Origin of the sequence: Roseovarius sp. D0-M9, from assembly GCF_037083805.1 — a bacterium.
Taxonomy (GTDB): Bacteria; Pseudomonadota; Alphaproteobacteria; order Rhodobacterales; family Rhodobacteraceae; genus Roseovarius.
The window spans coordinates 46980-69266 of the sequence record NZ_JBAPKZ010000018.1 but is presented as its reverse complement, the minus strand read 5'-3'; the positions used below and the strand labels follow the sequence as shown (position 1 = coordinate 69266).

24 protein-coding genes and 1 pseudogene are annotated in these 22287 nt (G+C 62.6%); 11 read left to right on the top strand and 14 right to left on the bottom strand.

Features of this window, described 5'->3' with window-relative positions:
• Positions 1-20: 20 nt before the first annotated feature.
• The 5 genes from V8352_RS12855 to V8352_RS12835 all read left to right on the top strand — a co-directional run bounded on the left by V8352_RS12855 (position 21) and on the right by V8352_RS12835 (position 2778).
• On the top strand, positions 21-380 hold the full coding sequence (locus V8352_RS12855) for a copper-binding protein (RefSeq protein ID WP_336424695.1): 360 nt from the start codon (positions 21-23) through the stop codon (positions 378-380).
• Positions 381-597: 217 nt separating this feature from the next.
• Entirely contained in the window at positions 598-1092 is a 495-nt protein-coding gene (locus V8352_RS12850; RefSeq protein ID WP_336424694.1) for a DUF411 domain-containing protein, read from the top strand.
• Positions 1089-1553, top strand: coding sequence for a c-type cytochrome (locus V8352_RS12845; protein ID WP_336424693.1), 465 nt, complete (start codon positions 1089-1091; stop codon positions 1551-1553). The genes V8352_RS12850 and V8352_RS12845 overlap by 4 nt, the downstream gene beginning before the upstream one ends.
• On the top strand, positions 1550-1894 hold the full coding sequence (locus V8352_RS12840) for a copper resistance CopC family protein (RefSeq protein ID WP_336424692.1): 345 nt from the start codon (positions 1550-1552) through the stop codon (positions 1892-1894). The genes V8352_RS12845 and V8352_RS12840 overlap by 4 nt, the downstream gene beginning before the upstream one ends.
• Before the next feature lie 5 nt (positions 1895-1899).
• Positions 1900-2778, top strand: a complete 879-nt coding sequence (locus V8352_RS12835) for a copper resistance D family protein (protein ID WP_336424691.1) — start codon at positions 1900-1902, stop codon at positions 2776-2778.
• A gap of 119 nt (positions 2779-2897) precedes the next feature.
• Here V8352_RS12835 and V8352_RS12830 read toward each other — a convergent pair whose 3' ends face one another.
• Positions 2898-3518, bottom strand: a complete 621-nt coding sequence (locus V8352_RS12830) for a helix-turn-helix domain-containing protein (protein ID WP_336424690.1) — start codon at positions 3516-3518, stop codon at positions 2898-2900.
• A gap of 264 nt (positions 3519-3782) precedes the next feature.
• Between V8352_RS12830 and V8352_RS12825 the strand changes: the two genes are divergently transcribed.
• The 3 genes from V8352_RS12825 (at position 3783) to V8352_RS12815 (ending at position 6949) form a co-directional block, all read left to right on the top strand.
• Complete coding sequence (locus tag V8352_RS12825; protein WP_336424689.1) at positions 3783-5366, top strand: amidohydrolase family protein; 1584 nt, start codon at positions 3783-3785, stop codon at positions 5364-5366.
• Positions 5329-6312: a CobW family GTP-binding protein gene (locus V8352_RS12820; RefSeq protein WP_336424688.1), complete on the top strand. Its 984-nt coding sequence runs from the start codon at positions 5329-5331 to the stop codon at positions 6310-6312. The genes V8352_RS12825 and V8352_RS12820 overlap by 38 nt, the downstream gene beginning before the upstream one ends.
• Positions 6313-6388: 76 nt before the next feature.
• The gene (locus V8352_RS12815) at positions 6389-6949 is read left to right on the top strand and encodes a glutathione S-transferase family protein (protein ID WP_336424687.1); all 561 of its coding nucleotides are present in this window, start codon (positions 6389-6391) and stop codon (positions 6947-6949) included.
• Positions 6950-7339: 390 nt separating this feature from the next.
• Here the strand turns inward: V8352_RS12815 and V8352_RS12810 are convergent, their stop codons facing one another.
• On the bottom strand, positions 7340-7639 hold the full coding sequence (locus V8352_RS12810; protein ID WP_336424686.1) for a hypothetical protein: 300 nt from the start codon (positions 7637-7639) through the stop codon (positions 7340-7342).
• Positions 7640-7990: 351 nt separating this feature from the next.
• Between V8352_RS12810 and V8352_RS12805 the strand changes: the two genes are divergently transcribed.
• Complete coding sequence (locus V8352_RS12805; protein ID WP_336424685.1) at positions 7991-8854, top strand: helix-turn-helix domain-containing protein; 864 nt, start codon at positions 7991-7993, stop codon at positions 8852-8854.
• Positions 8855-8941: 87 nt separating this feature from the next.
• Positions 8942-9412, top strand: a pseudogene (locus tag V8352_RS21960) (TonB-dependent receptor plug domain-containing protein); the annotation flags it as partial.
• A gap of 72 nt (positions 9413-9484) precedes the next feature.
• Here V8352_RS21960 and V8352_RS12795 read toward each other — a convergent pair.
• The 11 genes from V8352_RS12795 to V8352_RS12745 all read right to left on the bottom strand — a co-directional run bounded on the left by V8352_RS12795 (position 9485) and on the right by V8352_RS12745 (position 20606).
• Positions 9485-9955, bottom strand: coding sequence for a hypothetical protein (locus tag V8352_RS12795; protein ID WP_336424683.1), 471 nt, complete (start codon positions 9953-9955; stop codon positions 9485-9487).
• Positions 9952-10905: an ABC transporter substrate-binding protein gene (locus tag V8352_RS12790; RefSeq protein WP_336424682.1), complete on the bottom strand. Its 954-nt coding sequence runs from the start codon at positions 10903-10905 to the stop codon at positions 9952-9954. Before V8352_RS12790 ends, V8352_RS12795 begins: the two co-directional genes overlap by 4 nt.
• Positions 10902-11948: a FecCD family ABC transporter permease gene (locus V8352_RS12785; RefSeq protein ID WP_336424681.1), complete on the bottom strand. Its 1047-nt coding sequence runs from the start codon at positions 11946-11948 to the stop codon at positions 10902-10904. The genes V8352_RS12790 and V8352_RS12785 overlap by 4 nt, the downstream gene beginning before the upstream one ends.
• Complete coding sequence (locus V8352_RS12780) at positions 11945-12928, bottom strand: FecCD family ABC transporter permease (RefSeq protein WP_336424680.1); 984 nt, start codon at positions 12926-12928, stop codon at positions 11945-11947. The genes V8352_RS12785 and V8352_RS12780 overlap by 4 nt, the downstream gene beginning before the upstream one ends.
• Positions 12925-13734, bottom strand: a complete 810-nt coding sequence (locus tag V8352_RS12775) for an ABC transporter ATP-binding protein (RefSeq protein ID WP_336424679.1) — start codon at positions 13732-13734, stop codon at positions 12925-12927. The genes V8352_RS12780 and V8352_RS12775 overlap by 4 nt, the downstream gene beginning before the upstream one ends.
• Positions 13735-13830: 96 nt before the next feature.
• Positions 13831-15534: an ABC transporter ATP-binding protein gene (locus V8352_RS12770; protein WP_336424711.1), complete on the bottom strand. Its 1704-nt coding sequence runs from the start codon at positions 15532-15534 to the stop codon at positions 13831-13833.
• 276 nt (positions 15535-15810) lie between these two features.
• The gene (locus V8352_RS12765; RefSeq protein ID WP_336424678.1) at positions 15811-17289 is read right to left on the bottom strand and encodes an aldehyde dehydrogenase; all 1479 of its coding nucleotides are present in this window, start codon (positions 17287-17289) and stop codon (positions 15811-15813) included.
• Between the two features lie 8 nt (positions 17290-17297).
• Positions 17298-18332, bottom strand: a complete 1035-nt coding sequence (locus V8352_RS12760) for an LLM class flavin-dependent oxidoreductase (protein ID WP_336424677.1) — start codon at positions 18330-18332, stop codon at positions 17298-17300.
• A gap of 3 nt (positions 18333-18335) precedes the next feature.
• Positions 18336-19259, bottom strand: a complete 924-nt coding sequence (locus V8352_RS12755) for a flavin reductase family protein (RefSeq protein WP_336424676.1) — start codon at positions 19257-19259, stop codon at positions 18336-18338.
• Positions 19256-20035, bottom strand: a complete 780-nt coding sequence (locus V8352_RS12750; RefSeq protein WP_336424675.1) for an alpha/beta fold hydrolase — start codon at positions 20033-20035, stop codon at positions 19256-19258. The genes V8352_RS12755 and V8352_RS12750 overlap by 4 nt, the downstream gene beginning before the upstream one ends.
• Entirely contained in the window at positions 20007-20606 is a 600-nt protein-coding gene (locus tag V8352_RS12745) for an amino acid synthesis family protein (RefSeq protein WP_336424674.1), read from the bottom strand. Before V8352_RS12745 ends, V8352_RS12750 begins: the two co-directional genes overlap by 29 nt.
• A gap of 93 nt (positions 20607-20699) precedes the next feature.
• Here V8352_RS12745 and V8352_RS12740 point away from each other — a divergent pair, with 93 nt between their 5' ends.
• The gene (locus V8352_RS12740) at positions 20700-21581 is read left to right on the top strand and encodes a LysR family transcriptional regulator (RefSeq protein WP_336424673.1); all 882 of its coding nucleotides are present in this window, start codon (positions 20700-20702) and stop codon (positions 21579-21581) included.
• 173 nt (positions 21582-21754) lie between these two features.
• Here the strand turns inward: V8352_RS12740 and V8352_RS12735 are convergent, their stop codons facing one another.
• Positions 21755-22276 carry a protein-tyrosine phosphatase family protein gene (locus V8352_RS12735; RefSeq protein ID WP_336424672.1) on the bottom strand — a complete coding sequence of 174 codons (522 nt, stop codon included), beginning with the start codon at positions 22274-22276 and terminating at the stop codon, positions 21755-21757.
• Positions 22277-22287 lie beyond the last annotated feature (11 nt).

Below are 22287 nucleotides of genomic sequence, written 5' to 3'. Positions count from 1 at the left end.
CCACTGTGAAAGGAAGACCCATGAAACCTCTCTTTATCACCGCCTGTGCGCTGATCCTCGGGGCCCCCGTGGCACTGGCCGAGACGACCAAATCAGACATGGATCACTCCAAGATGGACCATTCCAATATGTCGATGAGCGCCGAGCAGATGGAGGAAGCGGTGCATACCAAGGCCACGCTGAACTCGATTGGTGAGGACACGGCCAATGTGAGCCACGAGCCGATCCCCGAAATCGGGTGGCCCGCCATGACGATGGACCTCGCCGTGCTGCCTGATGCAAACATGATGGGCGAGGTCGCGGAGGGAGATTCCGTGACGCTGATGCTCATCAAGGGCGAGGACGGCATGTATTCCATCGGGGGTATCATGGCCGAGTAAGCGCTGCATCACGCTCTGAGCCGCGCTAACGTCCACCATCCGTCTTGGGCGCAGCGATCTGCGCAGGGCTAGTGGCGAACTGGCTCCACAGCCGAGGTCTAGTCGCCGCTGATCTCGATCAGCGGCGCGAACTCAGTTTGATAATGGCCCCCGGCCAAACTGAAAACGATGTGACTGCGGACGTTTCCGGTGCACTCGAAATGAAGAGGAAAATCCAATGAACCCAATCAAGACAACCCTTGCCTTTACTCCTATTGCCGCCTTGGCCCTTAGCCTTGCTTCCCTCAGCGTGACTGGCATGGCTCATGCGGAAAATCACCCGGATATGGCCGATCATGGCACCATGCATGTCACCAAGAGCCCCACCTGCGGCTGTTGTGATGCATGGATCGCGCTGGCCCGCGAGGAAGGCTATGTCATCGAGGTTGTGGACACGGATGATGTGGCCAAAGCCAAGCGGGAGGCTGATATTCCTGGTGAATTATGGGCCTGTCACACGGCGATGATCGACGGTTATGCGGTCGAGGGTCATGTGCCCTTTGATGCTCTTGCCAAGCTCCTTGAAGAGCGCCCTGATATTGCGGGCATTGCCGTTCCCGGAATGCCCAGCGGATCACCAGGCATGGGGGACGATCCGAACGCTCGTTTTGACGTAATCGCGTTTGGCGGCGATGCTGATGTCCGTGAAACCTTCTATCAGGCCGGTCTGTGAAAGGGACCAGTTTGATCGTCAGTGGTGGAGCAATCCTGATCGGGGCCGCTCTCTACGCGGTCAACACGCCTACGGCTGATGTTGATCGCATCGTGCTGAACGACAATGATCCTGAGACTGTGGCCTTGGGCGCTTCTGTCTATGAGGCCAACTGCGCCGTATGCCATGGTGAAGATCTCGAAGGTCAGCCGAACTGGCGCATCCGCGGCGATGATGGGAGGCTTCCAGCCCCGCCACATGATGAAACCGGCCACACGTGGCACCATAACGGCCAGACATTGTTCCGACTGACAAAATATGGGGTCGGCGCTTTGATTGACGACGCTGACTATGCCTCGAACATGCCAATCTATGAGGATGTCCTGACCGATGACGACATCTTTGCCGTCCTCAGTTACATAAAATCGACTTGGCCCGATGAAATCCGTGCCCGGCACAACGAAATGGAGAAAAGGCAATGAAAGAGATCGTTCTCGCTGGAATCGCACTTGCCGTGGTGGCGAGCGGCGCACAGGCGCATTCGATGTCCGAAGAAACCATACCCGCTGACGCTGCGACGGTCTTATCCGTCGAAGTCATTGAAATGCGTTTTGACGACCCGATGCGTATCACAGCGATCACGCTGACCGGCCCGAACGGCGAGGTGGCAATTGAGCGCGAGACCGGAATGGACCCTGTAAAGGAGTTCCGCGCCCTGCCGCCCGCCGATCTGCCGGACGGCGCCTATAAGGTGAATTGGCGGGGTATGGCGTCGGACGGGCATCCCATGCAGGGCGCCTTCGGCTTTACATTGGCCGACTGATCCAGATGGACGGTCTCGCGCAGATAGACGTTTGGGCGGTCGTCTCAATCATTGCCAAAGCTGCGGGTTATGGCGCGACTTTGCTTGCGATGGGGGGGCCTCTATTTATCGTGGCATTTCCGAATGCCCCGGCTGATGTGCGCGGTCTGGCGCGGAAGGTTGCGGTCGTTGCGGCCCTAATCGGGCTTGCGGTTCTTGCGCTACGTTTTGGTATTCGCGCCGCCCGTATTTCGGGAATGGGTCTGGCCGGTGTGACGAATCCGATGATGCTTGCCTTTGTTTGGGATAGCCCGCTTGGGACCGCGGCGGTCTGGCGGGGCACGGGAGAGGTGTTGATCATCGCCTTGCTGATGAGAGGCGCAATCGGCCTTGGCGTGGCGCTGATCGGGGCGCTACTGATTGCCCTGTCCTATACGTTTGTCGGACATTCCCTTGGCGATCCGCGTTGGCTGCTCGCCGCGCTGCTGACACTTCACCTACTCTGTGCGGGGTTCTGGGTCGGTGCATTGGCCCCTCTTTCACGTGCTGCTTGCCGGCCCGATGGGGCACTGCTCCTGCATAGTTTTGGAGGCGTTGCCAGTCTTACGGTCCCGGCCCTCGTCGTGGTTGGGACTGCCTTTGCGTGGCTGATGACCGGATCACTCTTGGAACTTTTCACAACGGCCTACGGCTGGACACTTGTGATGAAAGTTGTCGCTGTGACGTGCCTGATGACACTCGCTGCACTCAATAAATGGCGGCTGGTGCCAGCTCTTGCATCCGGCATGCCGTTTGCGGCGATCCATCTGCGACGGGCAATCCTTGCCGAAGCCTTCGCTGTTGGTGTGATCCTGATCCTGACGGCTGTCCTGACCTCCATAACCACGCCTCCGGTGAACCTATGACAAGGGACTTGGACCTGTCACGCATTTGTGCCGCTCCGATTGCTCACTTAAGCGATCTTTCTTTCGAAGGCCAAGGGGCTTTTCCAACCTTCGTTCAGACCAAAGTCAGCGATGACCTTTCACAGTTGTCCTCGCTCATCGGCACTTTTGGCCGAACCATCGAGGTCCACATCAGCGATGTTCAGGTCATTTTCCGTTTCACTTCCTTCGTCTCTTTGCCCCATTCCATTGCAGGTTTTTGATATTGGAGCGCCGATCCTGAAGGTGCCTTGCCGAAGAAGGTCGTTGGCCAGGTTGAGAACCTGAACCGCCATGACTTCGAGAATACCCGAGGCGCTGTACCGCTCCAGAACTCCTATGGGAGTGGTGAGACGACCACGGCCGCGATCCTCGACCAGACCTTTCTCCATCAGTTTGCGGATGTGCCGCGCGACCGTCTCGCGCGGCATCCCGGTGATCTCGGCGATACTGCGACGGGAAATTACACCCAGCATCTCAGGTTCCAGCGGCGCGGTGCCGTGATAGGCAGGATCGGACGGATCGCGTGCATATTTCTGTACAGCGGAAACCGCAATCACGAGGTAAATCTGAAAGGCGTCGGGTCGGAGCCCGAGTTCCCGCTGAAGCTCACCATTAAGCGACAACATGGTGTTTGCAATTGAGTAGGTGGTCAGGCGCTGGACCTTTCTGAATTGCGCCAAGTCCAGACATGCTCGCGCCACGCACTCTTTTTCCGTCATCAGAAGTGTCCCCTCGAAAAGCATTCGGATTTGCTCCCGGCCGATGTCGCGTCGTGGTCCTCGATTGTGCAGGGATCGCGTCCTTGGCTTAGAACTTGCGAACTGAGCCGGACAAAGTGGCTCACTTTCCGGCCAATTCAATGGGGGAGTGCGTGCTTAATTTTTATTGAGCGGCAGATCGCGTGCTACCTTGGAAACACTTTCCACACCGATTCTACACGTGCTGTGAGCGTATACATACGTCACTCTAACCGGGAGAAGGGAATGACAAACCTTGATCTGAGCCGCCGCGACTTGCTCGTTCTTGGAGCCGTCGGCATTGCCACGATCCGCGCCGCCAATGCGCAGGACGCGATGATGCGTCCCAATGAAGAGGGCCCCTATGATCTGGTGATTACCGACGGCCGGGTCATCGACCCGGAGACCGGGTTCGACGCCGTGCGCAATGTCGGTATCAAGGGCGGACGCATTGCCGCAATATCGGAAGATCCCCTTAGCGGCGCTGCAAACCTTTCGGGTGAGGGCATGGTCGTCGCACCCGGCTTCATCGATCTGCACGCACATGGCCAGCAACTTCCTGCAGCGTGGGTTCAAGCCTTTGACGGCGTCACGACGGCACTCGAGCTGGAATCCGGATTGCTGCCCATTGGCCGGTACTACGATGGCGTTGCGGCCGAAGGACGTCCGATCAACTACGGCTCATCAGTGGCTTGGACTTACGCCCGCATCGCCGAGAAGGAGGGGATCGAGCCAGACGGCACACTGACATGGTTCCAGCAGGCGTTTTCGCTGAGCAACTGGCAGAACACGCTGGCAACGCCCGAAGAACAGGAACGGATCATCGACCGGGTAGAGGCTGGTCTGCGCGAGGGTGGTATCGGCATCGGGATAAACGCGGGTTATGCGCCTGGCTACGGGCGCAAGGAATACTATGCGCTGGCAAAGCTTGCAGCAAAACACAACGTGCCGACGTTCACCCATGTGCGCTACCTGAGCGTCATAGAGCCGCTGAGCGCATTCGAGGCGCTGGAGGAATTGGTCGCACTGTCCGCCGCAACCGGGGCGCATATGCACGTCTGCCACCTGGGCAGCAGCGCCGGTCGCGATGTCGATGCTTGCGCCGAACTTCTGTTGGGCGCGCAGTCCCGTGGCCTGCCGATCAGTGTCGAATCCTATCCCTATGGCGCAGGGTCGTCAGCAGTCGGCGCCGAGATCTACAGGGGAGACTGGCTGCCACGTTGGGGCGCGCAGGATGCCTCGAGCCTGGAATTGAACGGCGTGCCGCTGACACAAGCAAAGATCGAAGAGTTGCAAGCCAGCGAACCCGGTGCCGTCGTCGTGATGCATTTTCTGCGCCCCGACGAAGATCCCGAGGACCAGCGACTGCTTGACGTGTCCGTGCTGTATCCCGATGCGGCGATCGCCTCGGACGCAATGCCTTGGACGATTGGGCCGGAACTGATCGAGGGTGACGTCTGGCCGCTGCCGGAGGGTGCCTTTGCACATCCGCGGTCCACGGGCTGCTATGCGCGCTTCATAAGCCGCTGGGCCCGCGAGCGTCAGGCTCTGCCACTCTCCGACGCATTGGCCAAGTGCAGCCTGATCCCAGCGCGGATCCTTCAGGAATCGACTCCTCAGATGCGCACCAAAGGTCGGTTGCAGGTCGGCGCCGATGCCGACATCGTGGTATTCGATCTCGACACCTTCACCGATACCGCCACCTTCGTCGCGCCTGCCGGGCTGTCGACAGGCCTGCGCCACCTTGTGGTCAACGGCACTCCGGTAATCGAGGACGGCACGCGTCTGGGTGATGCGCGCCCAGGGCGGCCGGTGCGAAGGCGCGGATAGCGCGGTGGTCCCCGTCACGCTGATCACCGGGTTTCTGGGCAGCGGCAAGACCACGCTTCTCAACCACGTTCTGCGCGATCCGGGAGGATTGCGGCTGGCGGTTTTGGTCAATGATTTTGGTTCGGTGAACATCGATGCCGAGTTGCTGCGCGAGGCTGACGAAGAGGTCGTATCGCTTGCCAACGGGTGCATCTGCTGCAGCCTGAGCCAAGGTCTTCTGTCGAGTCTTTCCAAGGTACTGCGGCGGCCGGACCGCCCCGACCGTATCCTGATCGAGGCATCAGGTGTCTCGGATCCCTTCGAGATCGTTGAAACCCTGGCAGATCCGGAGGTGAACGCACATGCGCCGCTGGACGGAGTCGTGGCAATGGTCGATGCTGTATCCGCGCCGGGTCTCCGCGACATGAGCCTGACCCTTGCAGTGCGTCAGGTGACATGCGCCGGTCTCGTGGTTCTCAACAAGATCGACCTTGTCACCGATATCGAACCCGCGCGGAAGTGGCTGCGCGATATCGATGCGGGCGTTCCAGTGGTCGAAACCCGCCACGCCGCGCTGCCCCTCACCACGCTTCTGGGGCTGGGAAATCCGCCGGCGAAATCCGACAGCGATCCAGCATTACATGATTTCGAAACGGTAACGCTGGAGCGCGATTCACCAATTCCCCTTCGATCGTTGCATGCCTTCCTTGACGCGCTTCCACGCGGAGTATTACGCGCCAAAGGCATCCTCGACATTGCGGAGAAGCCAGACCATCGTTGTATCCTCCAGTTCACAGCAGGCCGCGCCGAGATTAAGGTAGGCACGGCTTGGCAATCCGAAACCCGTCAATCGAGGCTCGTAATTATCGCGTTGCGCGGAGAAATCGATGCAACCGGGCTGAGGAACCTGCTGCACATGGAGGACCTTTGCGCATTGCAGCCTGTGGACACTGCATACACAACATGACGACACAATCCCAAGGGCGATGCCCCTGAGGCAGAGCCTGGTGCATGCCGGCCGCGGAGGCTGTATAGCTGGAGCGATGACCGACCTCACGCTCTGGCACGCACCCTTGTCTCGTTCGACCCGCATTCTCTGGCTGCTGGAGGAGATCGGCTGTGCCTACCGCCTGGAGACGCTGCCGCCTTCGCGCACGTTGGATAAGGCGCTGCATCCGGCACGCCCGCCGGCGCTGCGTGATGGCAAAGAGATGATGCACGAGACAGGCGCGATGGCAGAGTGGCTCTGCGAAACCCGCGCTGCCCCTCTTTGGCGAGAGCCGGGCGCTCCGGGTCGCGCGGGCTGGCTGGAGTGGCTGCATTTCGCCGAGACGATTGTCCAGCACGTGGCACGAAGAGAGGAGGCGGGCTCACCGGAGCGTCTGACGGCGGCTCTCGGTCTACTGGAAGCATGGATCAATGGTTCTGAATGGTTACTTAGCGAGTTCTCAGGCGCTGACTGCCAAATCGGCTATTCCGCATGGATTGCTTCTCAGGTGAGGTCATTGGATGATCACCCAGCACTGGCGGCCTACCTTGGGCGCTGTGCGGCGCGACCGGCGTTTCAGGTGGCTTTCGGCGGGCACGACGTCAGGCTGAAGTGAGGCCCACGCATTCCCTGTTCCACGGTCTGTCGGTCTTTCTGGCGCTATCCAGAAGGGTGCGTGGCCTCGATTATTCGTAGTCGGCCAGAGGCGTGGCCATGTTAGACATCAGGCCATGGGGGGAAACTGCGAAAGTCGTCACCTTGCGCATATTTTCATTAGAGCAACGGAATTGCAGCGCTTTGCACAAATGGCCGGTTTGAGGAAACCGCATTGAGACACCGGCGATCTGACGAATGTCCGTAGTGGGCCGGTCGTGTCGATGGCTGACCTGGATGGGTCAGCCGACCCATGTTGCGCTGCGGCAAGTCAGCTTCGCGAGCCGTTGCGGGCATTCGCACCACTCCTGAAGACAGGGTCGAGGCCCCATCGTTCAGAAGAACGAAGCGCTTACATGTTGATGGCGCGCACCAGGCGGACGCCCCACTCCTCGTCAGGGTTCGTAGTGCCATCCCCAAGCCGCTCCTGCATCACGGCTACGCCGAGATCCCTGCGCGCGGGCAGCCGAGCCCGTTCGGCGGCGGACAGGGCTGCCTCGATCTCTTCGCGCGTTAGATCCGTGCAGTAGACCGGTGCGCCCGGCTGCTGGCGCCAAGACTCCGCGAGCGTTCCCGAATAGACGGCGTCCAGACCTGTATCCTCGACCAGTGTCATTGCCACGTCACGGTCATGATCGCGGTCGGCCGCCACGGGGATGGCGAGACGCCCCGCGTCCCCCTTCGGCTTTCTTTTGCGTGCCAGCGACGCCGACCCGATCGCGTTCCACGCCTTAGCGATCGGTCGGCCGAGCTGTTCCGTGACCCACAGGCTTTCCACCTGACCCGCCTCGATTGCGTCAATCGTGGCTCAGACACCACAAACGTGGCTCCCCCTCGATTCCCAACGGAAATAATCGGAAATAATGGGCATCTTTGATTGCCATGCTGAGGCGGCTCGCATACTGCCTACTCGGGTAAAGTTGATTAAAACAGTAGGACAACTGGAATCGCCATGAGTTTCCGTCCCTGTATGACGAGTTTCACCTCCCGCATCAAACCCGCCATGCCACTGGTAACGCGGTCGTGGCAGGGTGCCGTTGCAGATCTTTGGACGGTCGACATCGGCGCCGGTGCGAGCGGCCGGTATGTCGCCCGCGACCCACGCTTCGTGATTGTGCTTGATCCTGCGAGCGCGCCAATGGACCTGACCTGCGAGGACGGGACGAGCGAGACGTCGGTGGCCATCGCCTACATTCCTGCAGGCGTGTCGGCAGAGTCCCGCTTTTGCCAAAGGGGGGCTTTGTGCCACCTTGATCTGCATTTTGATCAGCGCCTTCTGACGCAGTGTTTCAACGGTCTGAACAAGCAGGACCTCGAGGCACTGCAGCGGCCTCTCCTGCTATCGGGAAATCCGCCTGCCCGTGCGATTGCCCTTCTCATCGCGGCTGAGCTACGCGCCGGTGCGGCGAGTGATCTGGTCATCAGTTCTCTCGCCACGGCGTTTGTTTGCAAGGTCCTGCACCACGCGGGCGGTGCCGAGGCCCGCGCACCTCAGCGCGGCGGGCTCTCACCGGCACAAATGCAAAAGGTGACGGCCCTGATGCGGGGCAGGATGCACGATCGGCTGACGGTCGCGGATATGGCGGCTCATGTCGGCCTTTCGGAAAGCTGGTTCGCCCATGCCTACCGTCAAAGCTGTGGCGACACACCCTACAGGGCCCTGAAATCCATGCGCGTCCGTCTGGCGCAGACGCTCTTGCAAGAAGGCCGAACGATTGCGGATATCGCCGCCAGTGCAGGCTTTGCCGATCAGGCACATCTGACACGTGCCTTCCGGTCCTTGACCGGTCAGACGCCGGGGACGTGGCGCAGAAACATGCTTTTGCAGCAGGATTGCACAATTCCCGACAGTTTTACTCAAGACTGAGATCTCAGGACGGTTTAGCCCGGCAGAAAATGCACCGGTCATGCCTTGGCTGACCGGGCTCTCCAAGTTCGGAAAAGGGAAAAACACATGACCGCGCGCATGACCGCATCACTCACACGGACGACTTCATTGGCGGCCAGGCTTGCCGGCACGACCATTCTGGTCAGTGGCATGGCATCGCCCCTCTTTGCACAGGACGATCAGGCCTTCGACCTGGGCGAGATCGTCTTTGACGTGCAGGGCGCCAATCCAGTCGGCGGCGACATCAACCCGTCCACCCTGACGGGCATGAAAACCGCGACCGAGATCACCGAGGTGCCACAATCGGTGACTGTCGTTGGACGCGAGACTTTTCAAAAGCAGACGCCGCGCAAGGTCGACCAAGTGCTGCAGGATGTGGCCGGTGTGCAGAGCCAGCTCTACGGGTATGACAGCGATACCAACTGGTTCTACATCCGCGGCTTCAACTCGTTCGACACCGGCGCCTACATGGATGGCCTGTCGCTTTTCTCCTACGGGTTTGGCACCTTCTATGTCGATCCCTTCCTGCTTGAGCGCATCGAAGTGCTCAAGGGTCCGTCCTCCATGCTTTATGGCGCATCCAGTCCGGGCGGCGTCGTCAACCACGTCTCACGCCTGCCGGATGGCAGCGAGGGCAGCGCGCTCAGCTTTGATCTGGACAGCGAGGGGCGGGCGTCGATCAGCGGCGAGACCGCCGGCAAGCTGAACGAGGATCTGTCCTACCGCCTCGGCGCCAAACTCACGCGTCAGGACGGGCACGGCATGTTCGAAGAAGGCTTTGAGGGGGTCATCTTTGGCGGCCTTACCAAGGCGTTCGACGATGGCAGCCGCCTGACCTTGCACCTCAGCTACACCGATATGGACGAGGATCACGTCGGCGGGCAATTCATGCCCTATTACGGCACGGCCGCGCCTGCGCCCTTCGGGTATTTTGACGATTACTACAACCTCATGGGCCAGCACGTTCATCACCCACGCAGCGTGGTCGCGCGAGGTCATGCTTGGCAACACTTGGGCATTCATGGCCATCAGCGCATCGACGACGTCTGCCGTGCGGTCAAGGGTGAACTGGACGCTCACGGCAAGGCCACCGGCCCCTCGCCGGCCAGCGCGGCCTCAATCGCAGGCACGAGCGCGTCGAGCGCAAAGGGCAAACTCAGGAGCGATGCGTGCGAAAGCGCGCCTGTCATGACCTCGCCTGCCAGCACCTCGCGCCCTTGGCTGGCAGCAGACAGAAATCGCCGGGTCAACAGGGCATCTATGGCCGAGAAATCGCCCGTCGCCGACATCCACAAGATCACGTCGGCATCGAGCACATTCAGCGCCTCCTCGCTCAGCGTCAGTGCAAAGGATGCATCTTGCCCCTTTGCCGCAATCAGAGCAGGCGGCTGCACAAAGCCCATCTGCGCCAGCAGTTGCACGCGAATATCGCGGGCGGTGTAGGCGCCGGGGCTACCATTCATGGCATAGGCGACGCTGGCGGTCTTGCCATCCCAGGCGGGATGTTCGGACGCAATGACCTCAAGGCGCGCGTTGATGGCGGCGATCTGAGCATCCGCCTCCGCCTCACGGCCAATCGCACGCCCGGCGATACGGGAGCGGCGGTCCCAAGGCAGCTCGAAATCCCCCATGCCAGCAGGCGTTGCCACCACCGGTGCGATGCGGCTCAGCTGCTCGTAATCACCTGCGGTGATCCCCGACCAAAGGGCCAGAATGACATCAGGATCCGCGCGGGCGATTTGCTCGTAATTGATCTCACCGCGCAATATCTCGGGCGAAGAGGCCAGCTTGGGCGTGACCCAAGGCCATAGTGCGCCCTCCTGATCGCCATACCAGTGCCGGATCGCCACCGGCTGCACGCCCAAGGCCAGCAAATCGTCAGCCCCTGCGAAATCCACCGTTGCAACACGCTGCGGCTGTGCCTCGATGACCGTCTCGCCGAACTTGTGCGAGATCGTCATGGGAAAATCATCTGCGGCGGCAGCACCGGCCACCAGCATGGCCGCGCATAAGATCAAGCGCCGGATCATTCTATGTCCTTTCTCATGACGCGCATCATCAGAAGCGCGAAGAGGGGCGCGCCGATGAGGGCGCTGACCAGTCCCGCAGGTATCTGCACCGGGTCGAAAGCGATGCGCCCAACGAGGTCCGCCCCGCATGTCAGCGCGCCGCCCAACGCCCAGCAAAGCGTCAGATGCATCCCCGGACCGCAGCGCGCCAGGCGCGTCGCGGCATGAGGCGCAAGCAGGCCGACGAAGGCGATGGGGCCGACCACCGCAACCGATGCCGAGGCCAGCGCGACAGCGCCGATCAACAGTCCTGCGCGCGCGCGGGCGGGCCTGTGGCCCAAGGTCGCGGCCAGATCATCCCCGATGCCAAGTACCGCCAAGGGGCGTGCCGACGCGGCGCAGATCACAAGAGCCGCGAGCGTTGCCATGCCCAATAGGCGAACGTCCCCCCACCCGGCCGCGCGCACCGATCCCGAAAGCCACGCCAGCGCCGCATGGGCATCGCTGAGGCCGCCATATGTCAAAAGCGCCGTCGTGGCCGCCGCAAGAAACGCGGCAAGGCCGAGACCGATGAGCAAGAAGCGCAATGGCTCGGCGGCGCCGCCACGCTCGGCCAGCAACAGGATGATCCCGGCGGTTCCGACGCCGCCGGCGAAGGCCGCAGGCATGCGCCATACCTCACTGAGGCCAGGGGCCAGGATCGTGGCGGCGACCACGGCCAGACCAGCGCCTTGGCTGATGCCGACCAGAGCGGGGTCAGCCAAGGGATTGCGCGTGGCCCCCTGCAAGAGAGCGCCCGAGATCGCCAGCAACCCACCCGCCATCAACGCGGTCAACGCGCGAGGCAGGCGCAACTCTCCGGCTATCATGGCGGCGCGCCCCGTGCTGGTCCCGACGAGGGCACGCATCGTCTCGGTCAGGTCGAGGTCGATGGTGCCGAAGGCAACGCTGCTGGCCATCAGCGTCGCAAGCGTCAGCAAGAGCACCGCCATCGCTGCCAGCCCGCGCACCGGAAGGGCAAGCGCCACGCGACCGCGAAAGGCAGAGACACGCCACTCCGTCACAGACGGCTCCGCACCAGAAGCACAAAGACAGGCGCGCCGATCAGCGCGGTCAGGATACCGACCGACATCTCGGCTGGCGCCACAGCCACCCGTGCCGCTGTGTCCATCGCCAACAGGCAAATGGCCCCCAGCATCATGGAAAGAGGCACGATGCGGCCATAATCGACGCCGGCAATCAGGCGGGCAACATGCGGCACCGTCAGGCCGACAAATCCCAGTGGACCGGCCAGCGCCACGGCGCAGGCGGTCAGAACCACGACAGCCACCAGCGTCGCCGCCCGCAGCCGCCGCAGGTTGAAGCCGAGACTTTTGGCCGTCTCGTCGCCCATCCCGAGAGCAGTAAGCCGTGGCCCGATCAGCAGCGCAGCAACCAGCCCAGCCGCGGCGACAGGCGCAGTGACCATCAACACCGGCAAGCGTAGGCCTGCCAGCGAGCCCGACAACCAGATGCGCAACGCATCAAAATTGCGCTCGTCCATGAGGTTCATCAGAAGTTTCACCGCACCCAGAAAGGCCGTCACGGCGGCCCCTGCCAGCACTGGCGTCAGCGTGCCGCCTGCGTTTGACGCAGCGGTGAGTGTCCAGACCATGACGGCCCCGGCGAGTGCACCAGCGGCGGCGAGTATCGGCACCGCAACGGGGGATGTCATCCCAAAGGTGCCTTGGCCCAGAACCACGGCAAGCGCCGCGCCCGCCAAAAGGCCAAAGAGGCCGGGATCAGCCAGTGGATTGCGCGTGGCGCCCTGCATCAGCGCACCCGCTGCAGCGAGGCTGGCCCCGGCGAGCATGGCACCCACAGCACGCGGCAGCCGAATCTGGGTGACCACGACAGCGTCATAGCTCTCCGGCGCGCCCGAAATCAGCGCCTTCACTACATTCTGCAAGGGCACCGAATGGGCGCCCGCTGCCAGATGCCACGCAAGCGCGGACAACAGCGCCAGACCCAACAGCAGGGGCAAGCTGCGATGTGCCGCTCTCACCGGCGGGCCTCGATCCGGGGCAGGCAAACGGGGCGGCCAGTCTCGGGATCGCTGATCACATGGGCGTCGAGGCCGAAAACGGAGTCAAGACATGCCTCGGTGATCGCCTCGGGGGCTGTGCCATCCGCCGCGACCATGCCGTCTTTCATCATGACGATGCGTGATGCGAAGGCCGCGGCCAAATTCAACTCATGCAGCACGACGAGAATGGTGCGCCCTTCGGCAGCGAGACGGGTCAGCAAGCGCATGATCTCGATCTGAACGGCCAGATCTAGGTAGGTTGTCGGCTCGTCCAACAGCAAGATACCCGTCTCTTGCGCGAGGGTCATGGCGATCCAGCAGCGCTGCCGTTGCCCGCCCGAGAGCGATGCGAGCGGACGCTCGGCCAGATCCGAAACACCGGCATCCTCCATGGCCCTCGCAATGGCCGCATCGTCGCCTTTCGACCATTGGCGCAAAAGGCTGCGATAGGGATGACGGCCTTGGGCGACCAGATCCCGCACGCGCATGCCTTCGGGCAGGATGGGCGACTGCGGCAACAGGGCCAGCCTGCGCGCCACGTTCCGTGAACCGAGGCGGTCCAGCGCCGCGCCGTCCAGTGCGATCTGGCCGGTCGATGGCGTCAGAACCCGCGCGATTGTCTTGAGCAGCGTGGACTTGCCGCATCCATTGGGCCCGATCAATGCCGTGATGCCACCGGTTGCAATGTCCAGATCGATTCCTCGAAGGATCTCGCGCCCGCCTCGCCGCACCCGCAGGCCCCGCACCGAGATTGTGCCGCCGATCATATGCGCGGTGGGTGTCATGGACTGCCAGATTCCTGAGTAACTTTGTCGGGTTTGGATATGCCAAACTCTACGCCCTCGCGCAAGGGCGCTTGGCGGCGCGCTCGGGGAGGCCGCTCAGACCGCGCTCAGCCGCGCGTAATGCCCGCCGCTGGCGAGCAACTCCTCATGCGTTCCGATCTCGGCGATATGCCCATCGGCCATGACGGCGATGCGATCCGCGTCGCGGATGGTGCCCAGACGGTGCGCGATCACCAATGTGGTGCGGCCTTGGGCGAGATCGCGCAGAGCGCGCTGGATCAGGCGCTCGGTTTCGGTGTCGAGGGCGGAGGTTGCCTCGTCAAGGATCAGAATCGGTGGATTGCGCAGGAAAATGCGCGCGATGGCCACGCGCTGCTTTTGCCCACCCGAGAGGGTGACGCCGCGCTCACCCACAATTGTATCAAGGCCGCGCGGCAGCCCGGCGATCATCTCGGTGAGCCGCGCCTTGGCTGCGGCCTCAACGATTTCGGCCTCGGTCGCGTCCAATCGTCCGTAGGCGATATTCTCTCGCAAGGTGCCCCCGAACAGGAAGACGTCCTGGCTGACGATGCCGATCTGTTGGCGTAGCGACCGTAGCGTGAGCCCGGCGATATCCTGTCCGTCGATGGTGATCCGGCCTGACTGCGGCTCGTAAAAGCGCGGCACAAGGGCCAGAAGCGAGGTTTTGCCAGCGCCCGACGGGCCGACGAAGGCCACCGTCTCGCCCGCCGCAACGGACAGCGTGACCTCTCCCAGAACAGGCCGATCGGGATCATAGCCAAATCCGACATATTCGAATGTGATGGCACCGTCAAAAGCAGGCGCAGGGCGCGCATCGGTGCTGTCCTCCACATCCGGGCGGGTGGCCATCAGTTCCAGATATCGCCGGAAACCGGCGATGCCGCGGGGATAAAGCTCGATCACGGCTGCGATCTTCTCAAGTGGCCGGAAGAAGAGGCTGACCAGCAGCAAGAATGCAACGTATCCACCCGTGGTCAGATCGCCGTTCAGAACGTAGACCGCGCCCGCCACCATCACCGCCACCTGAACAAAGCGCATCCCCATGTAATTAAGCGTCGTGGTGGCCGCCATCACCTTGTAGGCCTGCAACTTGGTGTCGCGGTAGCGCGCGTTATCCTGGGCAAAAAGTTTCTTCTCGTGCTCTTCATTGGCAAATGCCTGAACGATGCGGATACCGCCGACGTTCTCTTCCAGGCGAACGTTGAAATCAGCGACGCGGGCATAGATGTCGCGCCATGTGCGCGTCATCCGGCCGCCAAAGACGGCGACGATGATGACGCTCACCGGCACGATGGCCGCTGTGATCAGAGCCAGTTCAAAGTTAATGACAGCCATCATGGCAAAGGCGCCGATGAACGTCATGACAGCAACAAAGAGATCCTCTGGGCCGTGATGCGCGACCTCGCCGATTTCCTCCAGATCGCGGGTGACGCGGGCCACCAACTTGCCGGTGCGCACCTTGTCGAAATAAGAGAACGACAGCCGCTGTAGCTGATCGAAGGCGCGGCGGCGCATTTCCGTCTCGATGTTGATACCCAGCTTGTGGCCCCAATAGACCACGACCGCCATCAAGCCGCTGTTGACCGCGTAGATGGCCACGAGGCCAACTGCGGCGAGGATCGTAAGGGTCAGGTCACCGCGCGGCAAAAGCACGTCGATGAAGAGCTTGACCGCGAACGGAAAAGCCAGCTCCAACAAGCCCGACAGCACAGCACTGCCGAAATCCAGCCAGAAGAGCCCTTTCCAAGGACGGTAGTAAGTCCAGAATTCGCGCAGCATGTCGGCGGGCATCCCTTGCAGGGTGAGGCAGAAATCATGCCAGCGCGCTAGCACGCTGGCGACCTCGCCGCCAGTCAGGAATGCCAGTGTCATGGGCGCGCACGCCTGCTAAGGCAGAGGTGGCTCCGGAACCTGTTCAGACAAACCGAACCACATCCAAGGCCCCCCCGTAGTTCGCGCCCCCCTCACACCATGGCCTGCCGTGCGATCGCGCGACTTGCGCGGCGGTTTGCAGCTGCGACGCATGCAGGCAGGCTCAGGTCAGGAGGGCCCGCCTCACCTCATCACGAAGGGGTTTGCCATCGGGCTGCCGGATGTGTTGATCCAGGTGGTTTTCGTTCTGGTGTAGTCATGGATCGCATCAATCCCCGCCTCGCGTCCGTAGCCAGACTGGTTATACCCCCCGAAGGGCGCGATGGGCGAAATTGCGCGGTAGGTGTTGATCCAGCAGATACCGGCCTTGAGCCGCGCTGAGACCCGGTGCGCCCGCGCAAGGTTTTGCGTAAAGACCCCCGAGCCCAGCCCGAAAGGCGTGTCATTGGCCATGCTGATCGCCTCCTCTTCGGTATCGAAGGGTATCAGTGACATCACCGGGCCGAACATCTCGACCTGCAAGGTCTCCGTGTCCGTACTGGTGCATTCCACCAAAGTCGGCGCCATGTAGTTCCCGGCGCCCGCCACGGGTGCGCCGCCAAAATGAACTTTGGCGCCCTGCGTCTTGGCTGTGGCGAGCGTCGTGACGATCTTGTCGATCTGCGCCGACGTGCAGAGCGGGCCAAGGTGTGAGCCTGCGTCGAGTGGGTCACCCACCACGATATTGGCTGCCTTCTCTGCGATCACCGCAATCAGTTGTTCAAGGATCGGGCGATGGATCAGCCCGCGCGAGCCTGCCACACAGCTTTGACCCGATGCGCCGAAGTTGCCCGCGATCAGCCCGTTCGCCGCCCCTTCGAGATCGGCATCTTCGAACACGAGGATCGGGGATTTGCCGCCCAGCTCCAATGACGTCACAGCAAAGCTCTCGGCCGAGTTGCGCACCACATGGCGCGCCGTATCCGGCCCGCCGGTAAAGGCAATGCGGTCCACGTCCGGATGACGAGTCAGCGGAATCGCGCAATTCTCGGCGTCCCCGGTGACGACCGAAACAACACCCGCAGGAAAGCCCGCCTGTTCGATCAATCTGGCGAAGGCCAGCATTGGGGCAGGTGCCACCTCAGAGGCTTTCAGCACCACTGCGCAGCCTGCGGCAAGGGCGGGGCCCAGTTTGGTCGCAGTAAGGAACATCTGTGCATTCCACGGCACGATGGCCGCGACGATGCCGATCGGCTCGCGCCGGGTAAAGACATGCATGTCGGGCTTGTCGATCGGCAGCACAGCCCCTTCGATCTTGTCGGCAAGGCCCGCGTAATAGCGATAGTAATCGCCAACATAGGCCGTCTGGCTGGCGGTCTCGGCCAAAAGCTTGCCGCTGTCGGTCGTCTCGAGACGGCCCAGCTCCTGAGCGTTCTCTTCGATCAGATCCGCAAGACGATAGAGCAGCTTGCCCCGCTGCGTCTGCGTCATGTCGCGCCAAGCGGGATCATTCAGCGCGCGGCGCGCGGCGGTGATGGCGCGGTCCACGTCCTGCAGGGCGGCGCAGGCGAAACTCGCCCAATCCTCACCCGTCGCGGGGTTTTGCGTCATCATGGTCTGGCCCGCGTGCCCCTCGGACCAGGTGCCGTCGATGAAGAGTTGAAAGTGCGGGAGCTGGGTCATATCGGTCCTCATGTAAAGGCTGGCATCACGTCGTCGATGAACCGCGCGAGCGAGGCGCGCTTGCGCTCGGACGTCATTCCGCTGTCGATCCAGAATGCGTATTCATCATAGCCCAGATCCTCGTATCGCTTGATCTGGTCGATCACCTCCTGCGCGGTGCCCAACGTCAGATCGCGCTGCATGTTCTCCGGTGACATCATGGTGTTGGCCGCCATCTCCTCTTTGCTGAGCGGATCTATCAGCCCCTGGCTGACAGGCCGCTTGTTCTGGAACCATGCACCAAAGTAGCAATAGAATTCAGACAATTCCTGCGCCGCGCGCGCGACATCATCGGCATCCGAGCCAACGTAGGTGTGGTGCAGCAACATGACTTTCGGGCGCGGCTGGGCAGAGGCGGCGCAGGCGTCATTGAACGTCGCCATCAGCTTTTCGATTTCGGCCATGCCCTGCCAGAGGGGCGTGACCTGAACGTTGAACCCGTTGTCGACCCCGAAGGCATGGCTATTGGCATCGCGTGCCGCGATCCAGATGGGCGGCCCATCGGGCTGCACCGGCTTGGGCGCCGAGGTGGTGGCGGGGAACTGATAGTATTTGCCGTCATGCGCGCAATCCCCGGCCCAAAGCTGTCGCAGGAGGGGCGCGCTTTCGCGCATGCGTTGGCCCGCATCCCAGGCATCCATTCCCGGACGCAGGCGTTCATATTCATAGGAATAGGCGCCGCGCGCAATCCCCAGCTCGACCCGCCCGCCCGTGATAAGGTCGGTCGCGGCTGCCTCGCCCGCCAAGGCGATGGGGTGCCAGAAAGGCGCGATGACGGTGCCCGTCCCGAGGCGCAGGTTCTTGGTGTGATAGCTCAGATCGACGAGGCTGAGAAACGGGTTGGGCGCGATGGTGAAGTCCATCCCGTGATGCTCGCCCGTCCAGATGGCCCGCATCCCGCCTTCATCCGCCATTTTGGCGAGTGTGATCAGCTCTTCACGCAGGACGCGCTGCTCCTGCTGTGGTGTGATCCGCTCCATATGAGCGAAAAGCGAAAAATCCATTATTCAGCTTCCTGTCTTTTGGTCGTGAACGGCACCTTCTTCGGTATCTCCGAGGTAGAGGGCGAAGTTTCGGGTGCGCGATTCCAGTGCAAAGCGGGTCATCATGCGCCCGATCGCGGGACTGGCGAATGTCTGCTGCGGCAGATCGGCGGTCGGAATGGCAACGATGTCAGGCGGTGCGTTCCGGGCCTCGCCGGTGGCCAGAAAATAGGTGTGATGGGTGCGCGGTTTGGCGCTGTCGAAGACCGAATAGGCCGGCCCCAGCTCTGCCGAGATTCCCTTGCTCAGGAGGGCCTCGCGCAGGTCAGTGACAAGCCTGCCGCGCTCGGTATGCGTGCAGTGCGGCGGGCGCAGCCCATCCTCCGTGCGCACCATCAGAACGCGGTCGCCATCCTCGACGATGGCGCCGCAGATGCCCGGACCGCTGGTCTCTTCAAAGGCCGCCCGCTCCAGCCCAAGGCTGAAATACTGGCCGCCGACATAGCCAAGGCCCGCATCCCCCGACTGCGCGAAATCCGCGACCTCGCCGATCAGGATACAGTGATCGCCCGCCGGAACGATGCGATGTGTGCGGCATGAAAATTGCACCGCCGCCCCGTCGATCAACGGCACGCCATGCTGATCGGCATGATGCGGCACGCAGGCAAAGCGGTCACCCTTGAAGCTGGCGAACGTGTTGGAGATCGCCTCCTGCCCCTCGGCCAGCACGTTGACCGCAAAATGGGTGCAATTTGCGAAAACCTCGTAGCTGGACAGGAACTTGCCCGGACAGACCAGCAGCAAGGGGGGATCGAGGGAGACCGATGAAAACGAATTGGCGGTGAAACCGGCGGCGGTGCCGTCGGGCCTCAGGGCCGTCACCACGGTAACGCCCGTCATGAAGCTTCCAAACGCGCCGCGAAGCGCGCGGGGGTCGATCTGCGTCATTCTGAATGTCCCTTTACGAAGTGTTCAAGTATTGCGCTGACCTCGGCCGCATGGGTCATCGGCAGCATGTGCGCCGCGCCGGGAATGATCTTTGCCCGCCCTTGGGGCGCCAGCGCTGCCATGCGCCGTGACATGGCCGGTGTCGAATTCGGCTCGTCTGCGCCCGTCAGGAACAGTGCAGGACAGCCAAGGCTGTGCAGCCCCTCATCGGATGGGCCGTCCTCGGCCGCGAAAACGCGGTAGGCGTCGCGGTATCTTGCCGGATCCACCGCGCACAGCCATTCGCGGCAAGCCTCCCGCTCGGGTGAGGGCACCGGCCCGAACCAGCGGTCGAGCGTCGCGGTCGGGTCCGCTGCCGATACGCCATCCAGCATTGCGGCCCGGCGCATGACAGCCGCCTTTGCCGCCGCGCTGCGCCTGTGAACCGCGTTGAGGGCGGCGACCGCCTTTACCTTGCCGGGGTGGCGGATCGCGATATCGAGGGCGATCATCGCCCCGAAGGAGTGGCCGATCACCACCGCCGGCCCGTTGATCGCCGCGGCGATCACATCGGTGAAATCGGCCAGCTGCGCACCGCTGGACAAGGCCGCGCTTTGCCCATGGCCGGGCATGTCGACCGCCTGAACGCGGCAAAAGCCCGCCAGCGCCGCGATCTGCGCGCCCCACGCTTCGGCCCGCAAGCCGACGCCGTGGATCAGCAGGACGGTCTGGCCGTCCCCCGCCGTGATCGCGGAAAGCTGCCCGGCCTCAGACCGCGGCTGGGTTGTCCAGGTCATGGCCCAAATCCTTCAAGTCCTGATAGCGGTCGCCGATGCGGTGATGCGGGCGTCCCCCGGTCGCAGCGCCCAGCACGACGACAATTTCGTCGTCGCGCGGCGCGTCGGGGATGGCGAACTGGATCGTCAGGTAATGCGAGCGGCGACCTGCGTCGTTCTTGTCCATCAGGGGCACCATGATCGGCGCATTCGCCCCGCCGCGCGTGTTGGTGAACGCCAGATAGGATTTCGCACCAACCGCCTCGCGGTAGTGGTTGCCAAAGCGCAGCGTGTGAATCAGCCCCGATGCGTGCTCGATCTCACCGTTCAGGCCGACGACAGCGGCCTTGCCATAGGCTTCGATCTCATCGCCCGATCCGGCCAGCTTTATCATGCGCTCGGTCATCATCTCGCCCAGCACGGGGCCGTAGGCGTGGATTTCGGGCTTCAGATCCTCGACGAACCGGCCTGCCCACGGGTTGCGCAGGACGGCAGCCACAGCGAACGATCGCCACGGGCGCGTCGCCGCGCGATACCCTTCGATCAGGATTTCTTCGTCGTATGTCACTATTTTTCTGATCTCTGGCTGCATGATCGTCTCCCTCTCGCTTGCCGGGCGACTATCGGTCCTGGCCGGGTCATTTGACAAATGAAGGATAAGGGGGCTTAGGTATCAGTATTACTAATGAGTGACTTGACCATGGTGAAAGCACTGCCGCCCCTCGGGTGGTTCCGCGCGTTCGAGGCCGCCGCGCGGCGCCTGAGTTTTACCGCCGCCGCCGCAGAGCTGGGCATGACCCAATCCGCGGTCAGCCAGCACGTGCGCTCGCTTGAGACATCGCTGGGCACTGCCCTCTTCATCCGCCGTGCGCGCGGCCTGACCCTGACCGACGACGGGCGCAAACTGCTGCCCCAAGTGGGCGTGGCGCTTGAGGCGCTCACCGCCGCAGCCGCTGCGTTCAACACGGTGCCAACCGAGAACGTGCTGACGGTCGCCTCTTCGGTCAGTGTCGCTCAGTGGATTATCTCGCCGCGCCTCGCCGAGTTCACCCACAGCCATCCGGACATCCGGTTGAGGTTTCTCAGCACCATCTGGCCTGATGATTTTCACACGCTGAGGGAAAACGTCGAAATTCCCTTTGGCTCGCCCAAGCAGGTTGGACGCGATGCCATCATGCTGGAGCCGAACAGGCTTGTTCCGCTGAAGTCACCCGGCCTCGAGGGAAAGCTGCATACCTTGCCCCTGATCGAATCCGTCGGCACATCGGATGGCTGGAAGACATGGGGGGAGGTGATCGGCGGCGACCCCAAGCCGAGCATATTCGTGGATACCTACGGCGCAGCCCTGAACCTTGCGGTCCACGGAAACGGCGTCGCACTGGTGAGCGAGGTTCTGGCCCAGCACGCCCTGCAGGCAGGCCATCTCGTCCTGGCGCATGAGGCCGCTGTGCCATGTAACGAGGGCTATTATCTGCGCATAAATGAATCGGATCCGGTTGCGGCACGGTTTCGCGATTGGCTGCTCGCTAAAATCCGCGAGGGCGCGACGCAGCACGATCGGAGCTGAAAAGGGCTCCGGTCCCCTCGCGCCATGTCCAAGCATTTAAAGTGAGACATCGGCAACATGCGAAGGCAGCCATGCAAAACCCGATACTGAATCGCGCCTGCCCGAGCGCTGCGCCGTTTCAACCATGCCCCCACAGGGGCGGCATCAACGGACCCTGCGGTGTTCTGGGATTCTCAGCCGTCTCTTCCGGCCGGACCGACATCGCCCGGCGCCGTCCCTTGCAATGCCCAGCGCCTTTGCGCGCTGGTCTCTACTGCGCAGGCGCGCACGGCACGCAGCCGTGCCAGCGCCGCCTCCGCCGGCTCACCGGCCTCGACCATCAGCCGCAGCGCCGCCATGCCCGAGCGTCCGCAGCCGCCGCGGCAGTGGATCAGCACGCGCCCCCCGCCCCGCAGCGCCGAAATCGCCAGAGGTGCCCGCTTGCGCCAGATCGCCGTGCCCGCAGCATCCGGAACCCCGAAATCGGGCACCGGCACATGCACCCAGCGCGCGCCCATCGCCACTATGGCGTGGTTAAGGTCGGCCGCGCCCACGGCGGTCATCTCATGCGCCTCGGTCATGCTGAGCACCATCGCGGGCCGCCAATCACGCAGATGCTCCAGATCGGCGTCATAATCGCCGCCCGCCCCAGGCAGCGGCGCGATGGCAAGGATGCCGCGCAGGACGGGCACAGCATGGATGACGAAGCCTGACATCCCCCGCTCCC